The sequence below is a fragment of the Pseudomonas sp. DCB_AW genome (assembly GCF_026240895.1).
Taxonomy (GTDB): domain Bacteria; phylum Pseudomonadota; class Gammaproteobacteria; order Pseudomonadales; family Pseudomonadaceae; genus Aquipseudomonas; species Aquipseudomonas kermanshahensis.
On record NZ_JAPFCE010000041.1, the window covers coordinates 1 to 26,441 of the forward strand.

The following is a 26,441-nucleotide window of genomic DNA, read 5'->3' on the forward strand; positions in this document are numbered from 1 at the left end:
GTGCTGACAATGGGCGGCCGAGCTGGGTTGGTTGCGCAGCAGCTCAACCCGCCAGCAGGCCGACCCGTACAGCCCGGCGATGGCAAACAGCGCCGTGCTCAGCTCGCTGCCCAGGCTCAGCAATTGCTCCCCTTGCTCACGCCCCTCGCCAATGCGCTGCAAATTGTCCTCGCCCAGCTCATGAATCCGCTCGCTATGGTCACGAATCTCGCTCACCGCACCGCTCTGTTGGGCCGTGACATCGGCAATCCGCACCGCCGTATCGGCAATGGTACGAATGGCGCGGACAATCTCGTCCAGCGCGCCATCTGCGGCCTGGGCCTGGTCGGCGGTGGCTTCGGCATGTTCCAACTGCGCCCGCATGCCCGCCACCGAGCCTCTGGCGGCTTGTTGCAAGCGGTCGATCAGTGTCTGGATCTCGCCGGTGGCGCCTGTGGTGCGCTGCGCCAGGGAGCGCACTTCGTCAGCCACCACGGCAAAGCCACGGCCCATTTCGCCCGCGCGGGCAGCTTCGATCGCGGCGTTGAGGGCCAACAGGTTGGTCTGCTCGGCAATCGAGCGAATCACCGTCAACACGCCGCCAATGGTGGCGGACTCCTCAGCCAGTTGTTCGATCATGCGGGCGTTACCCTGCACTTCGTCCACCAGTTCGCGTAACCCCGACAAGCTCTGGCCAATCACCGCCTGGCCGTGCTCCACCGCCCGGCCGGCATCGCGGCTGGCGTCGGCGGCGGCGCTGGCATCGCCGGCCACTTGCTGGATGGTCGCTTCCAGTTCACCCAGCGCGTCGCGAATCTGCCCGGTGTCGCCCGCCTGGCGCTCGGCACCGTCGTGCAGGGCGGCGCTCATACCGGCCAGGGCATGGCTGCTGCCGGCCACCTGTTCGGCGTTGTGGCGGATGGTGCCAACCAGTTCCACCAGGTAGTGGCGCAGGCGGTTGAGCGATTCCTGAATGTCGTGCAGTTCACGGTTGGTCTTGCCCAGGGCGATCGGCTTGGCGAAGTCGCCCTCTGCCCAGTGCGACAGGGCCGGCGCCAGGCTGGTCAACGTACGCGCCAAGCGCCGCTGCAGGGTGTCGATGAGCAGCGCGATCAGCAAGATCAGGCCGATCATCAGGCCTTGGCTGATACGCACTTCGGCGGCGATTTTGGCGTGCAGCCCGCGGACTTCAGGCTCCAGGCCGGCGATGGCCTGCTGCACCGCTTCAAGGCGCTGGCCCGTGCTGGCGGCCAGGGCGGCGCGGCGCTCGATTTGCTCGCGGGTGCGTTGCAGTTCGGCCGGGTAGCGCGTGAGCAGGCTCTGCAGTTCGCGCTTGAGGGCGACGGCAATGTCTTCCTGCTGTGCGCTGGCTTGGGTTTCCAGGCCCATCAGGGCGGCGAAATCATCGGCATTGGACTCGGCTGCGCGGGTAACACCCAGCAACGGCAAGCTGTCGAGGGCCTGGGCCTGGGCGCGGATCAGTTGCAGCTCGCGCTCCACTTCGTCGGCCAGTTCAGGGCGGCCGCTGCTGACCAGTTTGTCCCGGGCCAGCGACAGGCGGCCCAGGTGCACGGTGGCGTCGAGCAAAGGCAACAGATAGCGGTTGGCCTCGGCGCTGCCGCTGTCACGGGCGTAATTGGCCAGTTGTTCGAAGTTGGCCCCCAGTTCGCGCTCGGCTTGCAGTAGCAGCGCTTGCGGGTCGCCGGCCAGCTTGCCGGCCGCCAGCAGTTCTTCGGCGGTAAAGGCCTGCAGGCTGTCGAGGCTGGGGTGCAGTTTGTCGGCCAGCGCGTCGGGCCATTCGGCCAATGCCGCCTGCAACTGCTGGTTCGCCTCCATGGCAGCGGCATGGCGCAAGGCATCACCACTGGCCAGGTAGGCCTGGATGTTGTGCGCTGCCTGGTTCTGGAACTGTTGGGACAGGCCCAGGTAGCGTTCCATCATCTGATAGGGGCGCTCCAGGGCACGCTGTGACCACCACAAGGTCACGGCCAGGGCGATACAGACGGTCACCAGCAACAGGGTGTTGAAATTGGTCAGCCACTTCAGGCGCATAGCCGCGAACTTCCTGCGGGGAGTGGGAGAGGTAAGCGCCTGAAGTTATTGCCATTTTGTGACGAGATGATGACGATGCTGGCCTGTCGCCATGCTGTAGGAGATTTCCGAACCCTTTGGCCGGCGCTCCCACAGAGTTCCTGCTAAATCAGTGAGCAATGTTTTGCTGCTAAGGCTCCACCCGAACCACGCAGTTACGCCCCGCGTGCTTGGCCCGGTACAACGCCTCGTCCGCTGCACTGGCCATGGTCAGCGCATCCAGCTCATCGTCCAGTTGCACCACCCCCGCGCTGAACGTGCAGTTCAGGTCCCGTGGCTGCGCCGGATAGAGGATCTCGGCAAAGCGCCGGCGGATTTCGTCCAGGACCTTGTGCGCGGCATCCAGGGCGGTGTTGGGCATGACGATGGCGAACTCTTCGCCGCCGTAACGCCCGATGAAGTCGGTCTTGCGCAGCCGTTGCTTGAGGAACAGCGCCAGGCTCTTGATCACCCGGTCGCCCATGGGATGGCCATGGCGGTCGTTGATCTTCTTGAAACGGTCGATGTCGAGCATGGCGAAGCTCAAGGGCTGCTGCTCGCGCCGGGCGCGGAAGCTGCAATCTTCGAGCAGTTGCAGGATATGGGTGTGGTTGTACAGCCCGGTGAGGCTGTCGCGCACCATGCGTGCCTTGAGGTGGCGGGCGCGGGCGGCGCGGTTGCGCACGGTGGTGATCAGGTGGCGCGAACGAAACGGCTTGGTGAGGAAGTCATCGCCACCTTCGCTCATGGCGTCGAGCTGCTTGTCGAGGTCGTCCTCGGCCGACAGGTAAATGATTGGCACGCTGACATAGCGGTCGTTGTGGCGGATTACCTTGGCCAGCTCCGGGCCGGTACAGGCGGGCATGTACAGGTCGAGAATGATCAGGTCCGGCTGGAAGTCGGCCAGTTCCGCCATGGTGCGGATCGGGTCGGTCAGGCTGCGAGTAATCATGCCCGCGCTGCTCAGCACCCGTTCGGTGTGCAGGGCCTGGGTGCGCGAATCGTCGATGATCAACACCCGCAGTGGGTCGAGCGGGGTAGTGCTGGTGAGCAGCTCGACCTTCTCCAGCAGGCTGGAGGCTTCCAGGGTGCCGGTCAGAAACTCTTTGCCGCCAGCGCGCACGGCGGCAAGGCGGGTCGGCGTATCGGTTTCGTGGTGGCTGAAGAACAGCAGCGGAATCGTTTGCGGCACACCTTGCTGAGCCTGAGCGGCCAAGTGCAGGCCCTGGCCGCTGCCGGTGAAGTCGACATCCATCACCACCGCCGCAGGCGGGCATTCACTGAGCGAAGCCCGAAACGCATCCGCACTGAACAAGGCCTGCACGCCGAGGCCGAAAAACTCCAACTGCTGGGCCAGGCGTTGTGCACGCTCGTGGTCCTGCAAAAGGATGTACACAGGCTTGCGCAGCGGCGGCAGGGGCACCGGGTTGAGCGGGTCATCCTTGCGCAGGCCGGTACGCGACAGAGGCTGGGCGGGGCACTGGTGGCTCGGATCGACTGCTTGGCTCATGTCCTGGCTACTTTTGGGTGGGTGGTGTGCAGGTGCGATGATGGCTCTATGCTAGCAGCTCTTTTCCGTTGGGTGAGTGCCCTCCATCAACAAAGCGTTTAGAACGAATATTCAGTTACTGACCCACTGGTCGCTTATGCGTACGGCAGTGTCTGCTTTATAGTGCAGCGATGCGGGCTTGCCGTGGCACCCTGGCGAAGGCCTGGGGTCCAAGCCTCTGAACCGTCTTGACTGATTAAGGACAATGCCATGCTGGACTGGAAAAACCGCGAGGCCAAAGCCGAACCCCGCGAGCGTGTTGATGGCCGTGGCGCCGCCGCCCGTAGCTACTTGGGCGGCCTCTGGAGCCGTGCCCTGGGTACCCTGATCGGCCTGTACCTGCTGGTCTGTATCGGACTGGGCTGGTACTGGAGCCAGGAGCCGGAGCTGTTCCCGGTGCAGCAGAACGCCCAGGCTGCGGCCGAGCGTAATGGCCAGCAGATGGTCATCGGCTATACCACCATCGAAACCCTCAAGACCGTCGCCGGTACCTTGCTGAACAAGCCGGGCGGTTACATTTCCAACGACCGCTTCCCGCCGGGGCTGTGGATGGACAACATGCCGAGCTGGGAATACGGCGTGCTGGTCCAGGTCCGCGATTTGTCCCGCGCGTTGCGCAAAGACTTCGCCCGCTCGCAGTCGCAGTCCACTGAAGACGCCGACCTGGCCAAGGCCGAGCCGCGCTTCAACTTCGACAACAAGAGCTGGATCTTGCCGTCGAGCGAGTCTGAGTTCGAAGAAGGCATCAAGTCGCTGAACCGCTACCAGACCCGCCTGGCCGCTGGCGACAAGGGCGCGATCTTCTACACCCGTGCCGACAACCTGAACAACTGGCTGGGCGATGTGGCTACCCGCCTGGGTTCGCTGTCGCAGCGCCTGTCTGCCAGCGTTGGCCGGGTCAAGCTCAACACCACCCTGAAGACCGAGTCGGTACAACCTGGCCAGGCACCGCAGGTTGACGAAGAGCTGGTCGAAACCCCATGGCTGCAGATCGACAACGTGTTCTACGAAGCCCGTGGCCAGGCTTGGGCGCTGTCGCACCTGCTGCGCGCCATCGAGGTCGACTTCGCCGATGTGCTGGCGAAAAAGAATGCCACGGTCAGCGTGCGCCAGATCATCCGTGAGCTGGAAGCCTCGCAGGAAGCGCTGTGGAGCCCGATGGTGCTCAATGGCAGCGGCTTCGGCATGTGGGCCAACCACTCGCTGGTCATGGCCAACTACATCTCCCGGGCCAACGCTGCGGTCATCGACCTGCGTCAGCTGCTGTCGCAGGGTTGATCGTGGCCATCAGCACCCAGGAAGCCGCCCATCGGGCGGCTTCCGACCGTGAGCTGGTTGCCTGGGTCGACGAAGCCGACCAGGTGCTCGGCGCCTTGCCCAGGGCAGAGTTGCGCGAGCGCGGGCTGATTGGCCGTTGCACGTTCATCTTGCTGTTCAATAGCGCCGGGGAGTTGTGCGTGCACCGGCGTACCTTGAGCAAGGCGCTGTACCCAGGCTTTTGGGATGTGGCGGCGGGCGGCATGGTGACGGCGGGCGAGGGCTACGCCGAGTCGGCTGCGCGGGAGTTGGCCGAAGAACTGGGTATCGACGGCGTCGCGTTGCGCTTTCATGAACGGTTCTACTTCGACCAGCCCGATAACCGCTTGTGGTGTGCGGTGTATTCGGCGGTGTCCGATGCACCGTTGCGCTTGCAGCCGGAAGAGGTGAGCGAGGCGCGGTTCATCAGCCTGGCGCAGGCGGAAGAAGAAAGCCACACCAAGCCGTATTGCCCGGACTCGTTGGCGGCGTTGCAGCGGTACAAAGCCGGCCTATTGTAAAGCGGGGCCGCTCCTACAGGCGATTGCGGTGCCCTTGTAGGAGCGGCCTTGTGTCGCGAAAGGGCTGCAAAGCAGCCCCAGCGCCCAGGGGTCGCAAAACATTCGCAAAATGGCGCATTCCAGTACTTAGCAATCCCCTGATTTATCGTTACACTGCGCGCCCTTTTCGGGCTGTCGCAAGATCTTGCGGCAGTAGCGCCGCCCCTGCCAGAGTGGGGCTTCGCGGTCGGCTCCCGCCGACCAGTTTTTGTCCTCAGCACAGAGGAACAAAAGTGGCCAAGAAAGCTTCTTCCTTTTCCGCCCTTGGCGGTCTCGTGTTCTCCACCGATGCCGGTCGGCACTGCCCTGACTGTAGCCAGCCGGTGGATGCCTGCACCTGCAAGCAGCAAATCATCCCCGAAGGCGACGGCATTGCCCGCGTACGCCGGGAAAGCAAAGGCCGCGGTGGCAAGACCGTGACCACCGTCACCGGTGTGCCGCTGCCCCTCGATCAGCTCAAGGAGCTGGCCACCACGCTCAAGCGCCGCTGCGGTACCGGTGGCGCCTTGAAGGACGGGGTTATCGAGATTCAGGGCGACCATGTCGAGCTGTTGATCGGCGAGCTGACCAAACAGGGTTTCAAGGCGAAAAAGTCGGGCGGCTGAGGCCGTCGCGCGTTTTTTTGCCCAGTGCTTTCTAAACTCGTTCCTGTTGGAAGGGTCTACCCCTGAACCGGACGAATCGTCATTTTCAGCTTCTACACTGCGCCGGCCCTTTTCGTTGGGGCAGTGTTTTCGACTTATCTATAGGGGACTTGAATGTCCGTACGACGCACACGCAAAGACGATGGTAGCCAATGGACCGTGGCCGACAGCCGCAGTGTTTACGGCATCCGCCATTGGGGCGCTGGTTATTTCGCCATCAATGAAGCCGGGCGCGTCGAAGTACGCCCTAATGGCCCCAATAGCGCGCCGATCGACCTGTTCGAGCAGGTCGACGAACTGCGCCAGAGCGGCCTGTCGTTGCCGTTGCTGGTGCGCTTCCCCGACATCCTGCAAGACCGTGTACGCCAGCTGACCGGTGCCTTCGACGCCAACATCGCGCGCCTCGAGTACCAGAGCCAGTACACCGCGCTGTACCCGATCAAGGTCAACCAGCAGGAAGCGGTGGTGGAAAACATCATCGCCACGCAGAACGTCTCGATTGGCCTTGAGGCCGGCTCCAAGCCCGAGCTGCTGGCAGTGCTGGCGCTGGCGCCAAAGGGCGGCACCATCGTCTGCAACGGTTACAAGGACCGTGAGTTCATCCGCCTGGCGCTGATGGGCCAGAAGCTGGGCCACAACGTGTTCATCGTCATCGAGAAGGAATCCGAGGTCGCGCTGGTGATCGAGGAGGCCGCCGAGCTCAAAGTCAAGCCGCAGGTCGGCTTGCGTGTGCGCCTGTCGTCGCTGGCGTCGAGCAAGTGGGCTGACACCGGTGGCGAGAAGTCCAAGTTCGGTTTGTCGGCTGCGCAGCTGATTTCGGTGGTGCAGCGCTTCCGCGATGCCGGCCTGGACCAGGGCATCCGCCTGCTGCACTTCCACATGGGTTCGCAGATCGCCAACCTGGCGGACTACCAGCACGGCTTCAAGGAAGCCATCCGCTACTACGGCGAGCTGCGTGCACTGGGCCTGCCGGTCGACCACATCGACGTCGGCGGTGGCCTGGGTGTGGACTACGACGGTACTCACTCGCGCAATGCCAGCTCGATCAACTACGACATGGATGACTATGCCGGCGTGGTGGTGGGCATGCTCAAGGAATTCTGCGACGCGCAGGGCCTGCCGCACCCGCACATCTTCTCCGAGAGCGGCCGTTCGCTGACCGCTCACCACGCCATGCTGGTGATCCAGGTGACCGACGTCGAAAAACACAACGACGACGTGCCGACCATCGAAAACAAGGAAGCCCTGCCCGAGACTGTGCAGTGGCTGGCCGACCTGCTGGGCCCGACCGACATCGAGATGGTCACCGAGACCTACTGGCGCGCTACCCACTACATGGGTGACGTGGCGGCGCAGTACGCCGATGGCAAGATCAGCCTGGCCGAAAAAGCCCTGGCCGAGCAGTGCTATTTCGCCGTGTGCCGTCGCCTGCACAACTCGCTGAAGGCGCGCCAGCGTTCGCACCGCCAGGTGCTGGACGAGCTCAATGACAAGCTGGCCGACAAGTACATCTGCAACTTCTCGGTGTTCCAGAGCTTGCCGGATACCTGGGCCATCGGCCAGGTACTGCCGATCATCCCGCTGCATCGTCTGAATGAAGAGCCGATGCGCCGCGCGGTGCTGCAAGACCTGACCTGTGACTCCGACGGCAAGATCAACCAGTACGTCGACGAGCAGAGCATCGAGACCAGCATGCCGGTGCATGCGCTCAATGAGGGCGAGGACTACCTGCTGGGTGTGTTCCTGGTTGGCGCCTACCAAGAGATTCTGGGTGACATGCACAACCTGTTCGGTGATACCGACTCGGTGAACATCTACCAGAATGCCGATGGCAGCGTGTACCACGCCGGTATCGAGACCCACGACACCATCGAAGACATGCTGCGTTACGTGCACCTGTCGCCGGAGGAGTTGATGACTCACTACCGCGACAAGGTCGCCAGCGCGAAGATCACCGCCCGTGAGCGGACGCAGTTCCTCGATGCCTTGCGCCTGGGGCTGACCCGCTCTTCGTACTTGTCTTCGTAATCGCCGGGGCCGCTTCCCCAGGCTAGCGCTGCCCTTTGGAGGGTGCGCTAACCCTGTGGGAGCGGCCTTGCGTCGCGAAAATGAGGGCGAAGCCCTCACCGACGTCACACCCGGAAATGATCCGTTCACAGTGTACTGACCTACCGTTGCTACCTTTGAATGCGATGTTCAAAGGAGAACGACATGGACTGTCAAGGCAACCACCGTTTGCGCGTTGGCCGGGTATCCGAACCCGGCCGTCTTTACCTTTTAACGACGGTCACCCGTAAACGCTATCCATTATTCCTCAACCTCTGGTTCGCCAGAGCCGTCGTCCAACAATTGCGCTTGAGTGATGAGGCGGGCAGCAGTCGAACGCTGGCATGGATTCTCATGCCAGATCACCTGCATTGGCTGATCGAGCTAAGGGCCAACAGCCTGGGAAGTCTGATGTGTTCGTTCAAGTCCAAAAGCGCCTGTGCTTTGTATCGAGTTGGCGCAGAACGACTGCATATCTGGCAACCGGGTTTTTTTGATCGCGCATTGCGTAAAGAGGAAGATGTCAAAGCGGCTGCGCGTTACATCATCGCTAATCCCATTCGTGCGGGGCTGGTAACGCGTGCAGGGCAGTACCCACATTGGGATTGTGTTTGGCTGTAAGTTAGCAGGTGAGGGCTGCGCCCTCATTTCGCGACGCAAGGCCGCTCCTACAGGTGAATGCGCATCCGTGTGTGCGGGACTGGTAACGCGTGCTGGGCAGTACCCACATTGGGATTGTGTTTGGCTGTGAGTTAGCAGGTGAGGGCTGCGCCCTCATCTCGCGACGCAAGGCCGCTCCTACAGGTGAATGCGCATCCGTGTGTGCGGGGTTGGTAACGCGTGCTGGGCAGTACCCACATTGGGATTGTGTTTGGCTGTAAGTTAGCAGGTGAGGGCTGCGCCCTCATTTCGCGACGCAAGGCCGCTCCTACAGATGAACGCGCATCCGTGTAGGAGCGGCCTTGCGTCGCGATGGGCTGCAAAGCAGCCCCAAAATTACTGAACCCACAGCCCCTTTTGCTGCAGCCGCCACCCAACCCACCCCAACGTCACCGCCCGCAATGCCATGAACCCGAGAAACGCCAACCACAAGCCGTGGTTGCCAAACCCATTCATGGCCCACGCCACCGGCAGCGCAATCATCACTGACGCGAGCATCGCATTGCGCATCTCCCGCGCCCGGGTCGCGCCGATGAACAAACCGTCGAGCAGGTAGCTCCACACCGCAATCAACGGCAGTACCGCCAAGTACGGCAGGTACGGGTAGGCCGCCGCCCGCACACTGTCGATATCGGTCTGCAGGTCGATGAACAGGTGCCCACCCAGCAGGAACAGCCCGGCAAAGCCAACGCTGGTGATCAGCGACCAACCGCACGCTACTACCAGCGAGCGGCGGAGCGTATCGCGGTCGCGGGCGCCGATGGCGTGGCCGCACAAGGCCTCGACTGCATGGGCGAGCCCGTCGAGCGCGTAGGCGGTCAGCAGCAGGCCATTGAGCAGCAGGGCGTTGGCTGCCACTGTCGCCTCACCCAGCCGGGCGCCTTGCACGGTGATCAGCAGGAACACCAGTTGCAATGCCAGGCTACGTAGGAAGATGTCACGGTTGACGGCCAGCAGCGGCCTCCAGGCTTGCCAGCGCTTGAGCGCCGCCCAAGCGATGTGCCCGGGGTACGCGCGCAAGGCCGGGCGGGTCAGGGCCAGGCCCAGCAGTGCGGCGCTCCACTCGGCGATCACCGAGGCCCGCGCTGAACCCAGCACCCCCCAGTCCAGGCCGAGCACAAACCACAGGTTGAGAATGATGTTCAGCAGGTTGGTGGTCAGCAGGATGGCCAGCGGCGCCCTGGCATTCTGGGTGCCGAGGAACCAGCCGACCAGCGCGTAGCTGGCCAGTGCCGCAGGCAGCCCGAGCAGGCGGGTGTGGAAGAAATCCTCGGTGGATTGCTGCAACGCCGCGCTGGGCTGCATCGCGTGCAGCGCCAACTGGCTGAAGGGCAGCGCCAACAGGCCGATGACCACGGCAAAGCCCAGGGCCAGCAGCAGCCCTTGCACCAACACCTGGCGCAACGCCGCGCCGTCACCCCGCCCAGCAGCCTGGGCTGCGAAGCCGGTCGAGCCCATGCGCAGAAAGCCCATCAGGCCAACCATGAAGGTGAACAGCGTGGCGCCCACGGCAACGGCGCCCAGCTGGTGGGCGTGGGGCAGGTGGCCGATGACGGTGCTGTCGACCAGCGCCACCAGGGGTACGGAGATGTTGGAGAGGATCATCGGTGCGGCCAGGCCCCAGACCTTGCGGTGGGTAGGGCGGTCGCGCCAGTCGGTGGTCAGTTGAGACATTTCAATTCCTGGCATAAGCAGTGCCACAGTGTACCGGCCAGGCAACCAATTCGCGCGAACGCGGTCTCACCTGGCGCTACGCGGCGGGTGACGCGCCCGTCGTTGCGCTATAGTTGCTGCCCTCACGTACACGCTGCCTAAGAGTTCCTACTCCATGTTCAACAAAGGATTGTTGCTGGCCTGCGCGCTGGCTTTGCTCAGTGCTTGTGACTCCTCCGCGCCGGACAAACCCGCGCCGGCCGAGAAACCGGCAGCCACCGCGCCCGCCGAGGCCCCAGCGGCCAAGCGCGAAGCCCCTGCCGTGCTCGCCAAGCGCTACGAGGGCCGGGCGCTCACGGTGCTGGACGTCTCGGAAGTGCAACTGGACGGCGCCAGCGCGCTGTCGATCAGCTTCTCCGCGCCGCTGGATGCCACACAGGACTTCGCCGGCAAACTGCACCTGGTCGACACCGTCAAAGGCAAGGTCGACGGGGCCTGGGAACTCTCCGACAACCAGATGGAACTGCGCCTGCGCCACCTGGAGCCGCAGCGCAAGCTGGTGCTCACGGTCGACAAAGGCCTGCTGGCGGTCAATGGCAACGCGCTCGACAGCGAGTCGGTCACCCGCCTGGAAACCCGCGACATGCAGCCGACCATCGGCTTTGCCAGCCGCGGTTCGTTGCTGCCCACGCGCCTGGCCGAGGGCTTGCCGGTGATCGCCCTGAACGTCGACAAGGTTGATGTCGAGTTCTTCCGCGTGAAGCCCGAGATGCTCTCGACCTTCCTGGTCAACTGGGGGCGTAACAGCAGCCTGTACTACTACCAGTCCAAAGAAACCCTGGACATGGCCGAGCTGGTCTACAGCGGCCGCTTCGATCTCAACCCCGCGCGCAACACCCGCGAGACCGTGCTGCTGCCGATTGCCGGGATCAAGCCGCTGCAGGAACCGGGCGTGTACCTGGCAGTGATGCGTGCCTCGGGCACCTACGATTACTCGCAGCCGGCGACCCTGTTCAGCCTCAGTGACATCGGCGTCTCTGCGCACCGCTACCGCGACCGCCTCGACGTGTTCGCCCAAGCCCTGGAAGGTGGCAAGGCGATGAAAGACGTCAACCTCGAGGTGCATGACGAGAAGGGCAAGTTACTGGCCCAGGCCAAGACCGATGGCGACGGCCACGCCGAACTGCCGATCACGCCCAAGGCCGATACCCTGATTGCCACGCAAGGCGTGCACACCACGTTGCTGCGCCTGAACACTGCAGCCCTGGACCTGGCCGAATTCGATATCACCGGCCCGCAAGCCAACCCTTTGCAGTTGTTCATCTTCGGCCCGCGCGACCTGTATCGCCCGGGTGAGACCGTGCTGCTCAACGGCCTGCTGCGCGACCAGGATGGCAAGCCGGTTAAGGCCCAGCCGGTCAGTGTGGAAGTGCGTCGCCCTGATGAGCAGGTCAGCCGCAAGTTTGTTTGGGAGGCGGATGGCAGTGGCCTTTACCAGTACCAACTGCAACTGGCCAGCGAGGCGCCGACCGGTCGCTGGCAATTGCTGCTCGACCTGGGGGGCGGGCGCAAGCAGGTCTACGAGTTTCTGGTCGAAGACTTCCTCCCCGAACGTTTGGCGTTGGAGCTCAAAGGCAGCAGCGCACCGCTTGCGCCTGATCAGGACGCCCACATTCAGGTCAATGGCCGCTACCTTTACGGCGCGCCGGCTGCGGGTAACCGGCTGAGTGGCCAAGCTTACGTGCGCCCGTTGCGCGAAGCGGTGCCGGCGCTGCCGGGTTACCAGTTCGGTTCGGTCACCGAAACCGAGTTGAACCAGGACCTGGAGCTGGACGAAGTCACCCTCGACCAGGCCGGCAAGGCAGTGGTCGATATCGAAAGCCGCTGGGCCGAAGCCCGCTCGCCACTGCAACTGACCGTGCAGGCCAGCCTGCAGGAGTCTGGTGGCCGGCCGATCACCCGTCGCCTGGAACAGCCGATCTGGCCTGCCGAACGCTTGCCGGGCCTGCGCGGCCTGTTCGAAGGCGAGGAAACCGACAGTGACGGCCCGGTGGAATTCGAGTTCCTGGTGGCCGACCGTGATGGCAAGAAGCTTGCGGCCAACGACCTCAAGGTGCGCTTGATTCGCGAGCGCCGTGACTACTACTGGAACTACTCGCAGAGCGACGGCTGGAGCTACAACTACAACGAGAAATTCCTCACCCAGAGCGAAGAGACCGTCAGCGTCAAGGCCGGCTCGACCGCCAAGTTGTCGTTCCAGGTCGAGTGGGGCCCTTACCGGGTCGAGGTCGAAGACCCAGAGACTGGCCTGGTGTCCAGCGAGCGCTTCTGGGCGGGCTATCGCGCCCAGGACAACGCCGAAGGCGGCGCAGTACGCCCGGACCAGGTCAAGCTGGCCCTGGACAAACCGTCCTACGCCGATGGCGCCACCGCCAAAGTCACGGTGACCCCGCCTGCCGCCGGCAGCGGCTACCTGATGATCGAGTCCAGCGATGGCCCGTTGTGGTGGCAAGAGATCGAGGTGCCGGCCGAAGGCAAGACCTTCGACGTGCAACTGGACAAGAAGTGGGCACGCCACGACCTGTATATCAGCGCCCTGGTGATTCGCCCCGGCGAGCGCAAGGCCAATGCCACACCGAAACGCGCGGTGGGCGTGCTGCACCTGCCACTCGACCGGGCCGAGCGTAAGCTGGCGGTCAGCTTGCAGGCGCCGGAGAAGATGCGGCCCAAGCAGCCGTTGACAGTCAAGTTCAAGGTGGCCAATGCCGATGGCAGCCCAGCGGCTGCGGGGCAGCAGGTGCATGTACTGCTGTCGGCAGTTGATGTCGGCATCCTCAACATCACCGACTTCAAGACCCCCGACCCCTTCACCAGCCTGTTCGGCCGCAAAGCGTATGGCGCCGACCAGTTGGACATCTACGGCCAGTTGATCGAGGCCGGCCAGGGCCGCCTTGCCAGCCTGGCCTTTGGCGGTGACGCGGCCATGGCCAAGGGTGGCAAGCGCCCCAATACCACGGTGACCATCGTCGCGCAGCAGAGCCTGCCGGTGACCCTGGACGAGAAGGGCGAGGGCCAGGCCACCGTCGACATCCCCGACTTCAATGGCGAACTGCGGCTGATGGCGCAGGCCTGGACCGAGGATCATTTCGGCGTGGCCGAGGGCAAGACGGTGGTGGCTGCGCCGCTGATCGCCGAGCTTTCGGCACCGCGCTTCCTGGCCGGTGGCGACCGCACCAGCCTGGCGCTGGACCTGGCCAACCTGTCGGGCCGCGCCCAGCAATTGAATGTCGAGATCAGCACCGAAGGCCAGTTGAGCCTGGCGGCGAGCGCGGTGCAAAGCGTCGCGCTGGACGAAGGCCAACGCCGCACGCTGATGATTCCGGTGCAGGCCCAAGGTGGCCTGGGGCAGGGCAAGGTGCGCGTGCGGGTCAATGGCCTGCAACTGCCAAACGAGCCGGCCACTGCCTTCGAGCGTGAGTGGACCTTGGGTGTGCGCCCGGCTTATCCGGCGATGCTCAAGCACTACCGGGTTGCCTTGAAGGACCAGCCATGGGCGTTGCCCGAGGCGGACCTGGCTGCCTTCGAACCGGCGGGCCTTGAAGCCAGCCTGGTCTTGTCGAGCCGGCCGCCGCTGAACCTGGCCGAACAGATTCGTGCCCTCGAAGCTTACCCCTATGGGTGCCTGGAGCAGACCACCAGCGGCCTTTATCCGTCGCTCTACGCCGATGCCGAAAGCCTCAAACGCTTGGGGATCAAGGGCGAACCGGCCGACGTGCGCAAGCGCAAGATCGAAATGGGCATCGAGCACCTGCTGGGCATGCAGCGGTACAACGGCAGCTTCGGCCTGTGGAGTTCGGACAGTGAAGAAGAGTACTGGTTGACCGCCTACGTCACCGACTTCCTGCTGCGCGCCCGTGACCAGGGCTACGGCGTGCCCGCCGAGGCGCTGAAGAAGGCCAACGAGCGCTTGCTGCGCTACTTGCAGGAACGCAACCTGATCGAGGTCGACTACAGCGAGAACGCTGACCATACCCGCTTCGCCGTGCAGGCTTATGCTGCCCTGGTTCTGTCGCGCAGCCAGCAGGCGCCGTTGGGTGCCTTGCGCGGGTTGTTCGAACGCCGTGCCGACGCCCGCTCCGGCTTGCCGCTGGTGCAGCTGGCGGTAGCGCTGGAGAAGATGGGCGACAAGCCGCGTTCCGAGCAGGCCCTGCAAGCCGGCCTGGGTATTGGCCGCAGCAAAGGCTGGATGGCTGACTACGGCAGCAGCCTGCGTGACCAGGCGCTGATTCTGGCGCTGTTGCAGGAGAGCAACCTGGCCAGCAAGCAGGTCGACCAACGCCTGTTCGCACTGTCGGACGAGTTGGCGGCCAACCGCTGGCTGTCGACTCAGGAACGTAACGCGTTGTTCCTCGCTGGCCGTGGTTTGCTCGGCAAGCCGGAAGGCAAGTGGCAGGCGCGTCTGGACAGCGCGGGCGAGATCCGCGAGTTCAACAATGCCGAAACCGGCCTCAAGCTCGAAGGCCCGCTGCTGGCGTCGCCGCTGACGGTGCAAAACGAAGGCAGCGAGACGCTTTACCAGCAGCTGACGCTGTCTGGCTACCCGCGCCAGGCGCCGGCAGCCGGTGGCAATGGTCTGCAGATTCGTCGTGAGTACCTGGGCATGAATGGCCAGGCGTTGGACCTGCACAACCTGCGCAGCGGCGACCTGGTGCTGGTGCACCTGGCCCTCAAGGCTGAAGACCGTGTGCCGGATGCGCTGGTAGTGGATTTGCTGCCAGCGGGGCTTGAGCTGGAAAACCAGAACCTGGCACAGAGTGCGGCCAGCCTGGAGAATGCCAGCAGTGCCGTGAAAGAGTGGCGTGAGTCGATGCAGAACGCCAGCGTGCTGCACCAGGAGTACCGCGATGACCGTTACGTCGCAGCGCTCAAGCTGGACAGCTATGGCACCACGCACCTGCTGTACCTGGCGCGGGCAGTAACCCCGGGCACCTACCGTGTGCCGCCGCCGCAGGTCGAGTCGATGTACCGCCCGAACCTGCAGGCAGTGGGCGATGGGCAAGGCGAGATGACCGTCAAAGCCCGTTAAAAGCCTGCGCTCGAGGCTTTGCTAATGTGTGCTCGGGCAGGTGTAGGAGCGGCCTTGCGTCGCGAAAGGGCCGCAAAGCGGCCCCAGCATTATCAAGGGTGACGCCGAAATCCTGGGGCTGCTATGCAGCCCTTTCGCGACGCAAGGCCGCTCCTACACACAGCGAGCACACACTGCGAGGTGCGGCGATGGCCTTTAGTGAATCACCCAGCTCATCACCCACAACCCCAGCACCAACCAGATGATCCCGAGGATGATCGAAGCGCGCATGAAGGCGCGGATTGCCGAGTACAGCAGCATCAGGCCGACGACCAGGGCAAGGATGCTGACCAGCGAGGTGTCCATGCCCAGGGTGCGTGCCAGGCCATCGATGAAATTGCCGCCGGCATTGGCCAGCAGGTTGAACAGCCCGCTCAATGCGTCGACGATAAAGCGGATCAACGACCCGAGTGCGTGGCCCAGCCACCCGAAAAAATCTTCTACATGCATAGTTGCTTCCTGATCAACACACCGGCGAGGTTGCCGTTCCCAAGCCTTTGGCCATCAGTTGGCCAAGTCGGTTCCCGATGCCAAGCTTAGCGCGGCCGCGCACGCGTGCGGGCAGGATTGTGCGTGGTAGCGCCATCACCCTGGTCCTGGCTGTGGGCCTGGTATGGCTGGCCGACCGTATCTGGCCGTTGCCCATGCCCGGCGACGACCTGGCGCGGGTGGTGCTGGCCGAAGACGGCACGCCGTTGTGGCGCTTTGCCGACGCCGATGGCGTGTGGCGCTACCCGGTCAGCCCGGAAGAGGTCTCGCCGTTGTACCTGCAGGCGTTGCTGACCTACGAGGACCGCTGGTTCTATCGCCACCCTGGGGTCAACCCGCTGGCCCTGGCCCGTGCGGCCTGGCTGAACCTGCGCGGAGGGCGCGTGGTGTCGGGGGGCAGTACGTTGTCGATGCAGGTGGCGCGCCTGCTCGATCCGCATGACCGGACGCTGGCCGGCAAGCTGCGCCAGTTATGGCGTACAGCGCAGCTGGAGTGGCACCTGTCGAAGCGCGAAATCCTGCAGATCTACCTCGACCGTGCACCCTTTGGCGGCACCCTGCAGGGCGTGGCAGCGGCCAGCTGGGCGTACTTGGGCAAATCGCCCAAACACCTGACACCTGCCGAGGCGGCGCTGCTTGCGGTGCTGCCCCAGGCACCCAGCCGCTTGCGCCCGGACCGCCACCCCGAGCGTGCCCAGCGTGCGCGCGACAAAGTGCTGCAGCGCCTGGAGGAATACCAAGTATGGCCTGCCCAGCAGCTGAAGGAAGCTGCCGAGGAGCCCTTGCTGCTGGCGCCGCGTCAGGAGCCGGCCCTGGCACCGTTGCTGGCGCGGCGGCTGAACACGGCGAATAGCCCGCCGCTGATTCGCACCACCCTAGACGCAGCCTTGCAAAGGCGCCTCGAAGACCTGCTGCTGGGCTGGCGCGCACGCCTGCCGGAGCGCACGTCGGCGGCGATCCTGGTGGTCGAGGCGCAGACCATGGCAGTGCGCGCCTACCTGGGTTCGATCGACCTTAGCGACGCACGCCGCTTCGGCCACGTCGACATGGTGCGCTCATTGCGCTCGCCCGGTTCCACGCTCAAACCCTTCCTCTACGGCATGGCCTTGGATGACGGCCTGATCCACTCCGAATCGCTGCTGCAGGATGTGCCCAGGCGCTACGGCGACTATCGGCCCGGCAACTTCTCGATGGGGTTCAGCGGGCCGGTGTCGGCCAGCTCGGCACTGGCGCTGTCGCTCAACCTGCCGGCCGTTCAGTTGCTGGAAGCGTATGGCCCGAAACGCTTCGCCGCGCAATTGCGCATGGCCGGCATGCCGCTGATGCTGCCGCCCTTGGCCGAGCCCAACTTGTCGTTGATCCTCGGGGGTGCGGGCAGCCGCCTGGAAGACCTGGTCGGCGGTTATGCGGCGCTGGCCCGGGCCGGCAACAGTGCGCGCATCCGCCTGCAGCCGCAGGACCCGCTGGTAGAGCGACGCCTGCTGTCGCCAGGGGCGGCGTGGATTATCCGGCGTATTCTGAGCGGCCAGGCACGCCCCGACCGCGACCCGCACGCCGAACTGGTGCAGCGCCCGCAACTGGCCTGGAAGACCGGTACCAGCTATGGCTTTCGTGACGCCTGGTCGATTGGGGTCGGCCCGCGCTACTTGATTGGTGTATGGATCGGCCGCCCCGACGGCACACCGGTACCCGGGCAGTTCGGCCTGGCCTCGGCGGCGCCGTTGATGCTTCAGGTGCATGACCTGCTAAGCAACCGCGATGCCCAGCGCGGTATCAGCGTGCCGGTCGAGCAGGTGCCCGCTACCATCGGCGTGGCAGCCATCTGCTGGCCGCTGGGCCAGCCGATGAATCGGCAAGACCCCAACTGCCGCCGCCAGCGCTTTGCCTGGACCCTCGACGGCACCACACCGCCGACCTTGCAGGCGGCCGATCAGCCGCTCGGGCTGGGCCTGCGTGAGCGCGTCTGGGTCAATGCGCAAGGGCTGCGGGTCGACGGCAGTTGCCCGGGGGCCAAGGTACGCGACATCGCGCTCTGGCCCGCCCCGCTGGAGCCTTGGCTGCCCAGGGTCGAACGGCGTGCAGCGCGCCTGCCGGCAGTAGACCCGGCCTGCCCACCGCAGGCGCCCGCCAGCGCACCCCCGCTGTCGATTGTCGGCGTGCGCCCGGGGGACAACCTGCGCCGTCCGGCAACCAGCAGCGAACCGCTGCAATTGCACGTTTCCGCCTTGGGCGGCGGCGGGCGGCGCTGGTGGTTCCTCAACGGTCAGCCGTTGGGCGAGACCCAAGGCCAGGACAGCCTGCTGGTACGATTCGAACGGCCTGGGCAGATCGAGCTCAGCGCGCTGGATGAAAGTGGCGAGACCGCGCGGGTGGCGTTTCAGGTCAGCGAGTAGCCGTTCGACGATTGCCGGGCCAGCACCTACGCTTTGCACAAGACGGGTGTGACCGGCTGGCGCCCCGGTACACGAGGGATCATGGAGCGTCCTATGCGTCCTCTGGTCATACCTCTTTTGTTGCTGCCCTTGGCCTTGATGGCCCGCGCAGAGCCGTTGCCGGGCTTTCTCGACAGCCACGAAAACGAGCGTCGCCTGCCCGCCGCCAACCTGCCGCTGGACACCTACCGCCCACTTGCCCCACGCCTGCAGCTGGCGCTGCCGAACGCCAGCGCGGCAGGCTGGGCGCCGCTGGAGACCCGCCTGGTGTTGCACAAGGTGCGCTTCGAAGGGGGGACGGTTTTCCCCTTGAGTGACCTGCGTGACCACTACCAGCCGTTGATCGGGCGTGAAACCACGCTGGGCGAGTTGCAGCAGTTCACCGCGCGCCTTACTCAACGTTACCGGCAGGAAGGCTACCTGCTGTCGTACGCTTACCTCCCGCCGCAGGATGTCGCTGACGGCCGTGTTGAGGTGGTTTTGGTCGAGGGCTATATCCACGGGTACCGGCTGGAAGGTGACATCGGCTCGGCCCGCACCTACCTGCAGCAGTTGCTGCAGCGCTTGCAGGCGGAACGCCCGCTGACGCGGCAAACGCTCGATCGTTATATGGGCCTGGCCGAGCGCCTCCCCGGCGTGGTGGTGGACGCTGAATTGGCTGCGGCGCAGTCGCCTGAGGGCGCCGCTCAGCTGACGGTCCACGCGCGGCGTACGCCGTTCGCCGCTGGCGTTACCGTAAGCGATGGCAGCCGTGAGGACGCCCAGGCGCTGTTCACCGTCACCAGCAACGCCCAGACCCGCTATGCCGAGCAGTTTCAGGCAAGCGTGTTGTTGCCGCCCGGTGATGACCAGGCGCATTACCAGCGGTTGGACTACAGCCAGTACCTGGATGCTGAAGGCAGCCAGTTGCTGGTGTCTGCTTCGCGCTATCGCAGCACGCCGGGCACCCGAATTCGGCTGGAGGACGGTAGCGATTTGACTCAGCAGCGTGAAAGCGAGCGTTATTCGGTTGGCCTTGGCCAGCCGCTGATCGTCAAGGCCGATGAGTGGATGACGGTGGCGGGGTGCTTCTACGCGATCAGTGAGCACCTCGAAGATCGGCCTGCGGGGCTGTCGCCGTCACACGAGTACGACAGCTACGTACGCGCGGTGTCATTTGAAGGCAATTGGCGCAAGGCCGACGGTCGCCGCTTGCGTATCGTCAGTGCCGGCGTCTATCAAGGCCTTGATTATCTGGGGGCGCGCAGCGATGCCGACTATGACCTGGACTTTCTGCGTTTTCGCCTCTCGGGTTTGCAGAGCGATGTGTTGTTCAATGATTGGCAGGGGGTGGCGTCTGGTGCCTTGTACTGGAGCGACGACACACTGACCGACAGCGAGCGGGCGGTGTTTGGCGGGCAAACTTTCGGCCGCGGTTATCCACGCGACCAGGCAGCGGGCGATAAGGGTTGGGGTATGGCGTATGAGCTTGGCTACAGTGTTCGGCACAACGGCAACTGGCTGAAGGTGCTGCAACCCTATGCGGTACTCGATGCTGCCCAGGCCTGGTACAACCGCAGCAATGTCGAGGATGCCCACATGGCGTCCGCTGCGCTGGGGCTGCGGTTGGGGGATGGGCGCTACTTCAATTTGGCGGTGGAGGTCGCGAAGCCCTTGGCCGATGTTGCCCTGGATACCCTGAGCCGCGGGCCACGCGTGACGCTAAGCCTTACCTACCAGATGGAATGAGGCGTGGGGCTGATGGCCTATCAACGGCAAATCGGATGCCGCTGACAGGCCAGTATTTCAATGAGCGGTAAAGCGCTGATGCACCGGTGAAGAACTCGGCGTCAGTGCGAGCGCCAGCTGCGTGCGGTTGTGCATGTGGGTCAGGCGCAGCACCTGGGAAACGTAGAGTTTCACGGTGTTCTCGGTAATGCCCAGTTCACAGGCAATTTGGTAATTGGTCTTGCCTTTGCTCACCAGGCGGGCCACTTCCAGTTGACGCGGCGACAGCTTCTCGAAGACGGCGGGCAGCTCGTTTTCACTTTCTTCAACATCGCTGGCACGGCGGTGCACGCCTTGGCCGCGGGCCTTTTCCAGGTCGTGGTAGAGCTCGTCGACCGACTCTGCTAGGTCCTGCAGGCGCTGGTTGAGGCCACCGAGGTCTTTCATGTTGCGCTGACGCTCCAACAGCGTCGCTTCCTGACGGCGTAAGCCTTCGAGCAGTTCGTCAAAATCTACCGGTTTTTGGTAATAGTCGACAAAGCCCGCGCGCAAGGCGCGGATCACGTCCTGCTTGTCGGCACGACCGGTAAGCATGATGGCTTCGAACATGCGCTTGTTGCCGGCCAGCTCCTTCAAGGCGCGGACCAGGTCGATGCCATCACGCTCGGGCATGTGCAGGTCGCACAGCACCAGGCCAATCTTCGGGTCGGCCGAGTAGCGTTCGATGGCTTGGGCGGTGGAATGGGCTGGGACGCACACGTGGCCCTGGCTTTCGAGGTATTCACACAGTTGTTCGACGATCAATGGCTGGTCATCGACCACCAGCACCTTCACTTCACTGGACGGCTTGTTCACGATCAACTCCCTGTTCGTAATCGGCCCTGCTCCCGGGCTAGACACTCCGGCAGCTTAAAAGTAGTCGCACTTGGCGATTCTGTACAAGGTCCGTACAAGTTATAGGACAACAGGGATGATTATTGGATCCATACCGCTGTCAGCATAAAGCCCGCCAGGACGTACGGTACGAAGGCCTGTTTGTCGCCCATTTGCTCCGTCAGGGCCTGCAAGCGCTTCTTGACCTTAGGGTTGAGCAAGGTCCACAGGCGGCGACGCGACAGCAGCCAGAGCACGACTGTGATACCCGCACCAATGAAGGTGCCGAGCACATATTGAGGACTGGTGGCGAGCGCCAGGGCGCCCATCAATTTGACGTCGTCGGCGCCGAAACGCCCGAGCATGTAGCCGGGTAACGTCAGCAGCATGACGATGGCCAACGCCCAACCGGCGTCGCTGGCGTCGGCACCGATCCAGCTGTGGCCGGTGGCGAACAGCCAGGCCAGGGCGCAGGCCGCGACGCCCAGGGTCAGCGCGTTGGAGATCTGCCGTTGACGCACATCCTGTTCGGAGCACAAGGCAAGCCACATCAGAAGAACAATGCTTTGCATTGGCAGGTCGCCTTCCCTAATTGTTGAACACTTCTACCCGGTCAGTCAGGTTTCCTTGAATTCAGGGTAGACGCGAAGTTGCAAGCGGGCGCGGCGGGAAGGGAAAAAGGCGTGACGGGGTCAGAAGATGTCGCAGCTGACGGGGCTTGTGTTGGCCCATCGCCGGCAAGCCGACGATGGGCCTCGGCGCATTACTTCTTGCTGCCGGGTGGGTAGTTGCTCAGCACATTGGTCACCGTATTCTGGATCGCGTTGTTACGTTCTTCCGGGCTTGGCGGGTAATTGTTCATGATCTGTTCAGCACTGCCACGCCAGACCAGCTTGTCGTCCCGCCCATCGAACATGTCGACCTGGATGGTGGCGACCTTGTAGTCGACGCTGCGGGTTTCGTTGTACATCGGCCCGCCCCAGTAGCCACCCCAGTAACCACCCCAGCCACCGCCATAGTTGGTAGTGATCTGCTGCTGACGCTGCTCGACGATGAGGTAGGCGCGCACTTTCAGGTCAGGCCGCGCATTGCCCTGTGCCGGGCGCAGGCCGCGTTGGTCGAGCTGGTCGGCCACGGCCTGGCGAATGCGCTGCTCGGTCAGGTCGCTTTTGATGCGAGGGTCGTCCGGGCGGTATTGCAAGCCGGGTTCCTGCCACGCCCAGTTGCGGTAGGCGGCAAAATCGCGGCTGGCGTCGAAATCCTGCTGGACGTTGTTGCTCGAGCAGGCCGTGAGCACCAGCGCGAATGACAGTAGAACGAGACGGCGCAACATGATGGTTCTCCGTTAAACGTTAACTGGGAGGATAGCCGCTGAGCGCCTTGTGCACCGAATCACGCAAGGCGCTTTCGCGATCACGCGGCGAGTCCTTGTCGCTGTTGCTTTCAGCACTGGCGCTCCACACCGGCTGGCCGCTGCGAGCGTCGTACAGGTCGATGCGTACCACCATCACCTCCACCTCGTAGGTGCGCACGATCGGCGTGCTGGCATAGGCACCGTAGCCGTTGCGGTAGCCACCGTAACCCACACTGCCGTAGGGGTAGGGGCCGTAGTAGGGGTCGTAGGTGTCGTAGTCACGTACTTGGCGCAGGCGTTTTTCCAGGCGCATGTCGGCGCTTACCAGCAAATCGCCGGCGCTGCCCCGGGCAGGGCGCAGGCCATGCTGGTCGAGCGCGCCGCTGATGGCATCGGCCAGTTGTGCCGGGTCGGCATTGGCTGTGCCGCTGGGCAACTGGCCGTCACGCCAGCTCCAGCTGCGGTAGTGCCCGTAGTCGCGGGCGGGTGCCGGGTAGGCACTGGCATCGAAGGTGGTGGCCGCCTGCGCAGGGGCGGGCGGTAAGGGGCGGCTACTGGCGACATACGGGTTGCTGCCCTGGCAGGCAGCCAGGGCAAGGGGCAGCAGGGCCAGGCACAACAGACGGTACGGCATGTATTCCTCCCGGCGGGCGGGGTCAGCGGGGGCGGCAGATCCAGTGAAGGTAGCGACCGAGCCCGGCAAAGCTTGGGTGTCGGCGGTGGGCCAGTTCCATTTCCAGCAGGTCGAGCATTTCGGCCTTGGCTTGGAACTCCTTGGGCATGTAGTCGTGGAACACCCTGACGCCACTCTCGCTTTCGACCTGCCACATAGGATCAAGTTGCGCCTTGAGCTCACGCGGATCAAGGGGTTTCTGCGGGGTCAGGCTCTGCTTTTCACCTTCCAGGCGGTTGCTGCGCAGTTTGCGGAAATGGCCCTTGAGCAGGTTGCGATAGACCAGTGCGTCGCGGTTGTAGAACGCCAGCGAAAGCCACCCGCTGGGCGCGGTGAGCTGGTGCAGCACGGGCAGGATGCTTTCTGGTTCGGCCAGCCATTCGAGCACGGCGTGGCACAGCACCAGGTCGTAAGGTTCGGTCAGCTGGCCCAGCAGGTCCTGCCACGGCGCCTGGATGAAGGTGGCCGTCTGGCCTGCCTCGGCAAAGCGCGCGCGGGCACCGTCGAGCATAGGCGCGGCGGGCTCGGCGAGGGTCAGGTGATGGCCGCGTTGTGCCAGCCACAAGGCCATGTGGCCCAGGCCTGCACCGATGTCGAGTATGCGCAGTGGGCGATCGGGCAAGGTTTCGGCCAGGTCGGCCTGCAGCACGGCCAGGCGAATGGCGCCCTTGGCACCGCCGTAGATTTTCTCGGCGAAGCGGGTGGCCAGTTCATCGAAGTGACGGTCGTTCATCGGGCGAAGCGCCTTTCACTGTCGGCCAGCTTGGCCCTTACCACCTGGTCCATGTCCAGGCCCAGCTCGCTGCACAGCAGCAACAGATAGAGCACCACATCGCCCACCTCTTGGCCGGCGTGGGCGAGTGTGTCGGCAGGCAGTTGGCGGGATTGGTCCTCGCTCAGCCACTGGAAGATTTCGACCAGTTCGGCCATTTCAACGCTGGCGGCCATGGCCAGGTTTTTCGGGCTGTGGAAGCCGCGCCAATCGTTGTTGTCGCGGATCCGGTGCAGGCGTTCGGTGAGTTCTTGCAGGTTCATCGGGGGTCTCCTAATGCCGCATAGCTTCGGCGCAGGCCCGATGCAAAGCAAGAGGCGTGCGCCTACAGGCCACCCCAACGGCCAACCATGTGCAGCAACTCACCCTGCCCATCCAGCCGTAGTTCACCTTCTGGCCCGGCTTCGCTGGCACTAAGCACCACCTCGGATGGCAATCGCACCGGTTTGCGGAACTCCACCTCGAAGCTGTAGCCGCTGTTCGGCAGGTGCCCGCGCAGGGCCGCCAGTGCCATGGCTTTGCTCCACATGCCATGGGCAATGGCCTTGGGGAACCCAAACAGTCGCGCACTGGCGGCGCTCAGGTGAATCGGGTTGTAGTCGCCGCAAACCTTGGCGTAACGCCGGCCGATATCGCTGTCGGCATACCAGCGGCTTGCCTCTGCCAGCGATTCAGGCGCGCTGTCTGCTTGCTCGCTCGCCTGGCCCTCCAAGCGTAACCCGCGTACCAGCGTGCGACTGCATTCGCGCCAGAGCAGGCCCAGGCCATCTTCGGCTTCTGTAATGAGGTCGAAGGTGGCGCCCTTGGCGTGGGGTTGCAGGTTGTCGGCGTAGACGGCGAAACGTAATGCATCGATGCCGCCCAGTGGCCGCAACACCTCGATGCGGTTTTGCAGATGCACCAGCCCGAGCAAGGGGAAGGGGAAGCTGTGCGCCGTCAGCAGCTGCAATTGCAGGGGGAAGGCCATCACATGGGGATAAGTAGCGGGCAGGCGGCCATCGTCGGTGAAGTGGCAGAGTCGGCGGTAGGCTGCCAGGTTGTCGGGCTGAACCCGCATCACGCAGCGCAGGCCTTCGTCGGGCAGCTTGTCGCCGCTGATCTTGCGTTTGCTGGCCGCACGCAGGTAAAGGCTCGCGCGTGAGTCCGGGGCGTGCAGGTCGTGCCAGTGTCGGCTCATGGTCAGGCCCCCATCAGCGCTTGGCCACAGACCCGCAGCACCTGGCCATTGACCGCGCCGGAGCCTGGCTGGCTGAGCCAGGCAATGGCCTCGGCGACGTCTTGTGGCCGCCCGCCTTGGCCCAGTGAGCTCAAGCGGCGCCCGGCCTCGCGCAGCCCCATGGGCATGGCGGCGGTCATGTGCGTTTCGATGAAACCGGGGGCCACGGCATTGATGCTGGCACCCTGCGCTGCGAGTTTAGCCGCCCAGGCCTGAGCGAAGCCGATCAAGCCGGCCTTGCTCGCCGCATAGTTGGCCTGCCCGCGGTTACCGGCAATGCCGCTGACCGACGCCAGCAGCGTGATGCGTGCGTTCTCGCCGAGCGCGCCTGCGTCATACAGTGCCTGGGTGAGTACCTGCGGTGCCTTGAGGTTCACGGCCATCACCGCATCCCAATATTCGGGGGTCATGTTGGCCAGGGTCTTGTCGCGGGTGATGCCGGCGTTGTGCACCACGATGTCGATACCCCCGGGCAGCGCTTCGAGCAACTGCGCTGCGGCGTCATTGGCGCAGATGTCCAGCGCCAGTGCCTTGCCGCCCAGCCGCGCGGCGAGGGCTTCGAGGTCTTGCCGGGCTTGCGGCACATCCAGCAGCAGCACCTCGGCGCCGTCCCGCGCCAGGGTTTCGGCAATCGCCGCGCCGATACCGCGTGCAGCGCCGGTCACCAAGGCGCGTCGGCCGCCAAGCGGGCGCGTCCAGTCCTGGACCTGGCTGGCGCAGGCTTCAAGGCGCAGCACCTGGCCAGAAATGAACGCGCTCTTGGGCGAAAGGAAGAAGCGCAGGGCACCTTCCAACTGGTCTTCAGCACCTTGGCCGATATACAGCAACTGTGCGGTCGCGCCGTTGCGCAGCTCTTTGGCCAGCGAGCGGCTGAACCCTTCGAGCGCCCGTTGCGTGACACTGGCCAGTGGGTCGTCGAGGCCTTCTGGCGCGCGCCCGAGGATTACCACGTGGGCGCAGGGCGCCAGGCTGCGCAGCAACGGCTGGAAAAATTCGCGCAACTGCTTCAATTCATCGCTGTCGGACAGGTGAGTGGCATCGAACACCACGGCTTTGAGCTTCGGCCCAAGCCCTGCAACCCAGGCCGGCGCCTGTAACCCTTCGGCATTGAAGCTGTAGAGTTCGTCGGTGAGGCGCGGGGCGATGGCCTCGACCTGGCGCGTCAGTGGCCCGCCACCCAGTACCAGAGCACCCTCTACCGGGCGCAGGCGGCCTGCCTGCCAGCGCTCCAGCGGGGCCGGGTGTGGCAGGCCAAGGGCATCCACAAGGCGGCGGCCGAGGTTGGAGTTGGCAAAGCCGAGGTAGCGATCGCTCATGAGTGGGTCTCCCTGAAGGCAAGCTTG

20 protein-coding genes are annotated in these 26,441 nt (G+C 64.3%); 8 read left to right on the forward strand and 12 right to left on the reverse strand.

What is annotated here, in order from left to right:
• Positions 1–2,031, reverse strand: a 2,031-nt coding sequence (locus OO306_RS19550) for a methyl-accepting chemotaxis protein (protein ID WP_265969652.1), incomplete at its 3' end; no start/stop codon positions are given.
• Positions 2,032–2,200: 169 nt separating this feature from the next.
• Positions 2,201–3,559: a diguanylate cyclase gene (locus OO306_RS19555; protein WP_265969653.1), complete on the reverse strand. Its 1,359-nt coding sequence runs from the start codon at positions 3,557–3,559 to the stop codon at positions 2,201–2,203.
• A 249-nt stretch (positions 3,560–3,808) separates the two neighbouring features.
• Here OO306_RS19555 and OO306_RS19560 point away from each other — a divergent pair, with 249 nt between their 5' ends.
• From OO306_RS19560 to OO306_RS19580, 5 genes are all read left to right on the forward strand, one after another.
• A complete protein-coding gene (locus OO306_RS19560) occupies positions 3,809–4,876 on the forward strand; it encodes a DUF2333 family protein (RefSeq protein ID WP_027594954.1) in 1,068 nt (355 codons plus the stop codon).
• A 2-nt stretch (positions 4,877–4,878) separates the two neighbouring features.
• Positions 4,879–5,415 carry an NUDIX hydrolase gene (locus tag OO306_RS19565; protein ID WP_265969654.1) on the forward strand — a complete coding sequence of 179 codons (537 nt, stop codon included), beginning with the start codon at positions 4,879–4,881 and terminating at the stop codon, positions 5,413–5,415.
• Positions 5,416–5,687: 272 nt separating this feature from the next.
• Positions 5,688–6,059 (forward strand): translation initiation factor Sui1, encoded by a 372-nt coding sequence (locus OO306_RS19570; protein WP_027594956.1) that lies wholly within the window; start codon positions 5,688–5,690, stop codon positions 6,057–6,059.
• 153 nt (positions 6,060–6,212) lie between these two features.
• The gene (speA, locus tag OO306_RS19575; RefSeq protein ID WP_027594957.1) at positions 6,213–8,126 is read left to right on the forward strand and encodes an arginine decarboxylase; all 1,914 of its coding nucleotides are present in this window, start codon (positions 6,213–6,215) and stop codon (positions 8,124–8,126) included.
• Between the two features lie 183 nt (positions 8,127–8,309).
• Complete coding sequence (locus OO306_RS19580; RefSeq protein ID WP_265969655.1) at positions 8,310–8,765, forward strand: transposase; 456 nt, start codon at positions 8,310–8,312, stop codon at positions 8,763–8,765.
• Between the two features lie 375 nt (positions 8,766–9,140).
• Here OO306_RS19580 and OO306_RS19585 read toward each other — a convergent pair whose 3' ends face one another.
• Positions 9,141–10,478, reverse strand: a complete 1,338-nt coding sequence (locus OO306_RS19585) for an MATE family efflux transporter (RefSeq protein WP_265969656.1) — start codon at positions 10,476–10,478, stop codon at positions 9,141–9,143.
• Positions 10,479–10,632: 154 nt separating this feature from the next.
• Here OO306_RS19585 and OO306_RS19590 point away from each other — a divergent pair, with 154 nt between their 5' ends.
• On the forward strand, positions 10,633–15,543 hold the full coding sequence (locus tag OO306_RS19590; protein WP_265969657.1) for an alpha-2-macroglobulin: 4,911 nt from the start codon (positions 10,633–10,635) through the stop codon (positions 15,541–15,543).
• A gap of 195 nt (positions 15,544–15,738) precedes the next feature.
• On the opposite strand, the gene OO306_RS19595 is transcribed toward OO306_RS19590, so the two are convergent.
• Complete coding sequence (locus OO306_RS19595; RefSeq protein WP_027594960.1) at positions 15,739–16,032, reverse strand: hypothetical protein; 294 nt, start codon at positions 16,030–16,032, stop codon at positions 15,739–15,741.
• Positions 16,033–16,109: 77 nt separating this feature from the next.
• On the opposite strand from OO306_RS19595, the gene pbpC reads away from it, so the two are divergent.
• Both pbpC and OO306_RS19605 read left to right on the forward strand, forming a co-directional pair.
• A complete protein-coding gene (gene pbpC / locus OO306_RS19600) occupies positions 16,110–18,464 on the forward strand; it encodes a peptidoglycan glycosyltransferase PbpC (protein ID WP_265969658.1) in 2,355 nt (784 codons plus the stop codon).
• A gap of 93 nt (positions 18,465–18,557) precedes the next feature.
• Entirely contained in the window at positions 18,558–20,231 is a 1,674-nt protein-coding gene (locus tag OO306_RS19605; RefSeq protein ID WP_265969659.1) for a ShlB/FhaC/HecB family hemolysin secretion/activation protein, read from the forward strand.
• A 57-nt stretch (positions 20,232–20,288) separates the two neighbouring features.
• Here the strand turns inward: OO306_RS19605 and OO306_RS19610 are convergent, their stop codons facing one another.
• The 8 genes from OO306_RS19610 to OO306_RS19645 form a co-directional block, all read right to left on the reverse strand.
• On the reverse strand, positions 20,289–21,065 hold the full coding sequence (locus OO306_RS19610; protein ID WP_099428252.1) for a response regulator transcription factor: 777 nt from the start codon (positions 21,063–21,065) through the stop codon (positions 20,289–20,291).
• Positions 21,066–21,184: 119 nt separating this feature from the next.
• Complete coding sequence (locus OO306_RS19615) at positions 21,185–21,655, reverse strand: prepilin peptidase (RefSeq protein WP_027594964.1); 471 nt, start codon at positions 21,653–21,655, stop codon at positions 21,185–21,187.
• A 191-nt stretch (positions 21,656–21,846) separates the two neighbouring features.
• Positions 21,847–22,416: a DUF4136 domain-containing protein gene (locus OO306_RS19620; RefSeq protein WP_265969660.1), complete on the reverse strand. Its 570-nt coding sequence runs from the start codon at positions 22,414–22,416 to the stop codon at positions 21,847–21,849.
• A gap of 19 nt (positions 22,417–22,435) precedes the next feature.
• On the reverse strand, positions 22,436–23,071 hold the full coding sequence (locus OO306_RS19625) for a DUF4136 domain-containing protein (protein ID WP_085273990.1): 636 nt from the start codon (positions 23,069–23,071) through the stop codon (positions 22,436–22,438).
• Positions 23,072–23,093: 22 nt separating this feature from the next.
• Positions 23,094–23,843, reverse strand: a complete 750-nt coding sequence (locus OO306_RS19630) for a methyltransferase domain-containing protein (protein WP_099428255.1) — start codon at positions 23,841–23,843, stop codon at positions 23,094–23,096.
• Positions 23,840–24,145: a MazG-like family protein gene (locus tag OO306_RS19635; protein WP_027594968.1), complete on the reverse strand. Its 306-nt coding sequence runs from the start codon at positions 24,143–24,145 to the stop codon at positions 23,840–23,842. The genes OO306_RS19630 and OO306_RS19635 overlap by 4 nt, the downstream gene beginning before the upstream one ends.
• A 62-nt stretch (positions 24,146–24,207) precedes the next feature.
• Positions 24,208–25,059, reverse strand: a complete 852-nt coding sequence (locus OO306_RS19640) for a MaoC/PaaZ C-terminal domain-containing protein (protein WP_265969661.1) — start codon at positions 25,057–25,059, stop codon at positions 24,208–24,210.
• Between the two features lie 2 nt (positions 25,060–25,061).
• Positions 25,062–26,414, reverse strand: a complete 1,353-nt coding sequence (locus OO306_RS19645) for a 3-oxoacyl-ACP reductase (protein ID WP_265969662.1) — start codon at positions 26,412–26,414, stop codon at positions 25,062–25,064.
• Positions 26,415–26,441: the final 27 nt, after the last annotated feature.

Coding starts and splice junctions, on each gene's coding strand:
- OO306_RS19555 (WP_265969653.1), bottom strand. CDS start 3,559: ATGAGCCAAGCAGTCGATCCGAGCCACCAGTGCCCCGCCCAGCCTCTG.
- OO306_RS19560 (WP_027594954.1), top strand. CDS start 3,809: ATGCTGGACTGGAAAAACCGCGAGGCCAAAGCCGAACCCCGCGAGCGT.
- speA (WP_027594957.1), top strand. CDS start 6,213: ATGTCCGTACGACGCACACGCAAAGACGATGGTAGCCAATGGACCGTG.
- OO306_RS19580 (WP_265969655.1), top strand. CDS start 8,310: ATGGACTGTCAAGGCAACCACCGTTTGCGCGTTGGCCGGGTATCCGAA.
- OO306_RS19585 (WP_265969656.1), bottom strand. CDS start 10,478: ATGTCTCAACTGACCACCGACTGGCGCGACCGCCCTACCCACCGCAAG.
- OO306_RS19590 (WP_265969657.1), top strand. CDS start 10,633: ATGTTCAACAAAGGATTGTTGCTGGCCTGCGCGCTGGCTTTGCTCAGT.
- OO306_RS19595 (WP_027594960.1), bottom strand. CDS start 16,032: ATGCATGTAGAAGATTTTTTCGGGTGGCTGGGCCACGCACTCGGGTCG.
- pbpC (WP_265969658.1), top strand. CDS start 16,110: ATGCCAAGCTTAGCGCGGCCGCGCACGCGTGCGGGCAGGATTGTGCGT.
- OO306_RS19605 (WP_265969659.1), top strand. CDS start 18,558: ATGCGTCCTCTGGTCATACCTCTTTTGTTGCTGCCCTTGGCCTTGATG.
- OO306_RS19615 (WP_027594964.1), bottom strand. CDS start 21,655: ATGCAAAGCATTGTTCTTCTGATGTGGCTTGCCTTGTGCTCCGAACAG.
- OO306_RS19620 (WP_265969660.1), bottom strand. CDS start 22,416: ATGTTGCGCCGTCTCGTTCTACTGTCATTCGCGCTGGTGCTCACGGCC.
- OO306_RS19625 (WP_085273990.1), bottom strand. CDS start 23,071: ATGCCGTACCGTCTGTTGTGCCTGGCCCTGCTGCCCCTTGCCCTGGCT.
- OO306_RS19630 (WP_099428255.1), bottom strand. CDS start 23,843: ATGAACGACCGTCACTTCGATGAACTGGCCACCCGCTTCGCCGAGAAA.
- OO306_RS19635 (WP_027594968.1), bottom strand. CDS start 24,145: ATGAACCTGCAAGAACTCACCGAACGCCTGCACCGGATCCGCGACAAC.
- OO306_RS19640 (WP_265969661.1), bottom strand. CDS start 25,059: ATGAGCCGACACTGGCACGACCTGCACGCCCCGGACTCACGCGCGAGC.
- OO306_RS19645 (WP_265969662.1), bottom strand. CDS start 26,414: ATGAGCGATCGCTACCTCGGCTTTGCCAACTCCAACCTCGGCCGCCGC.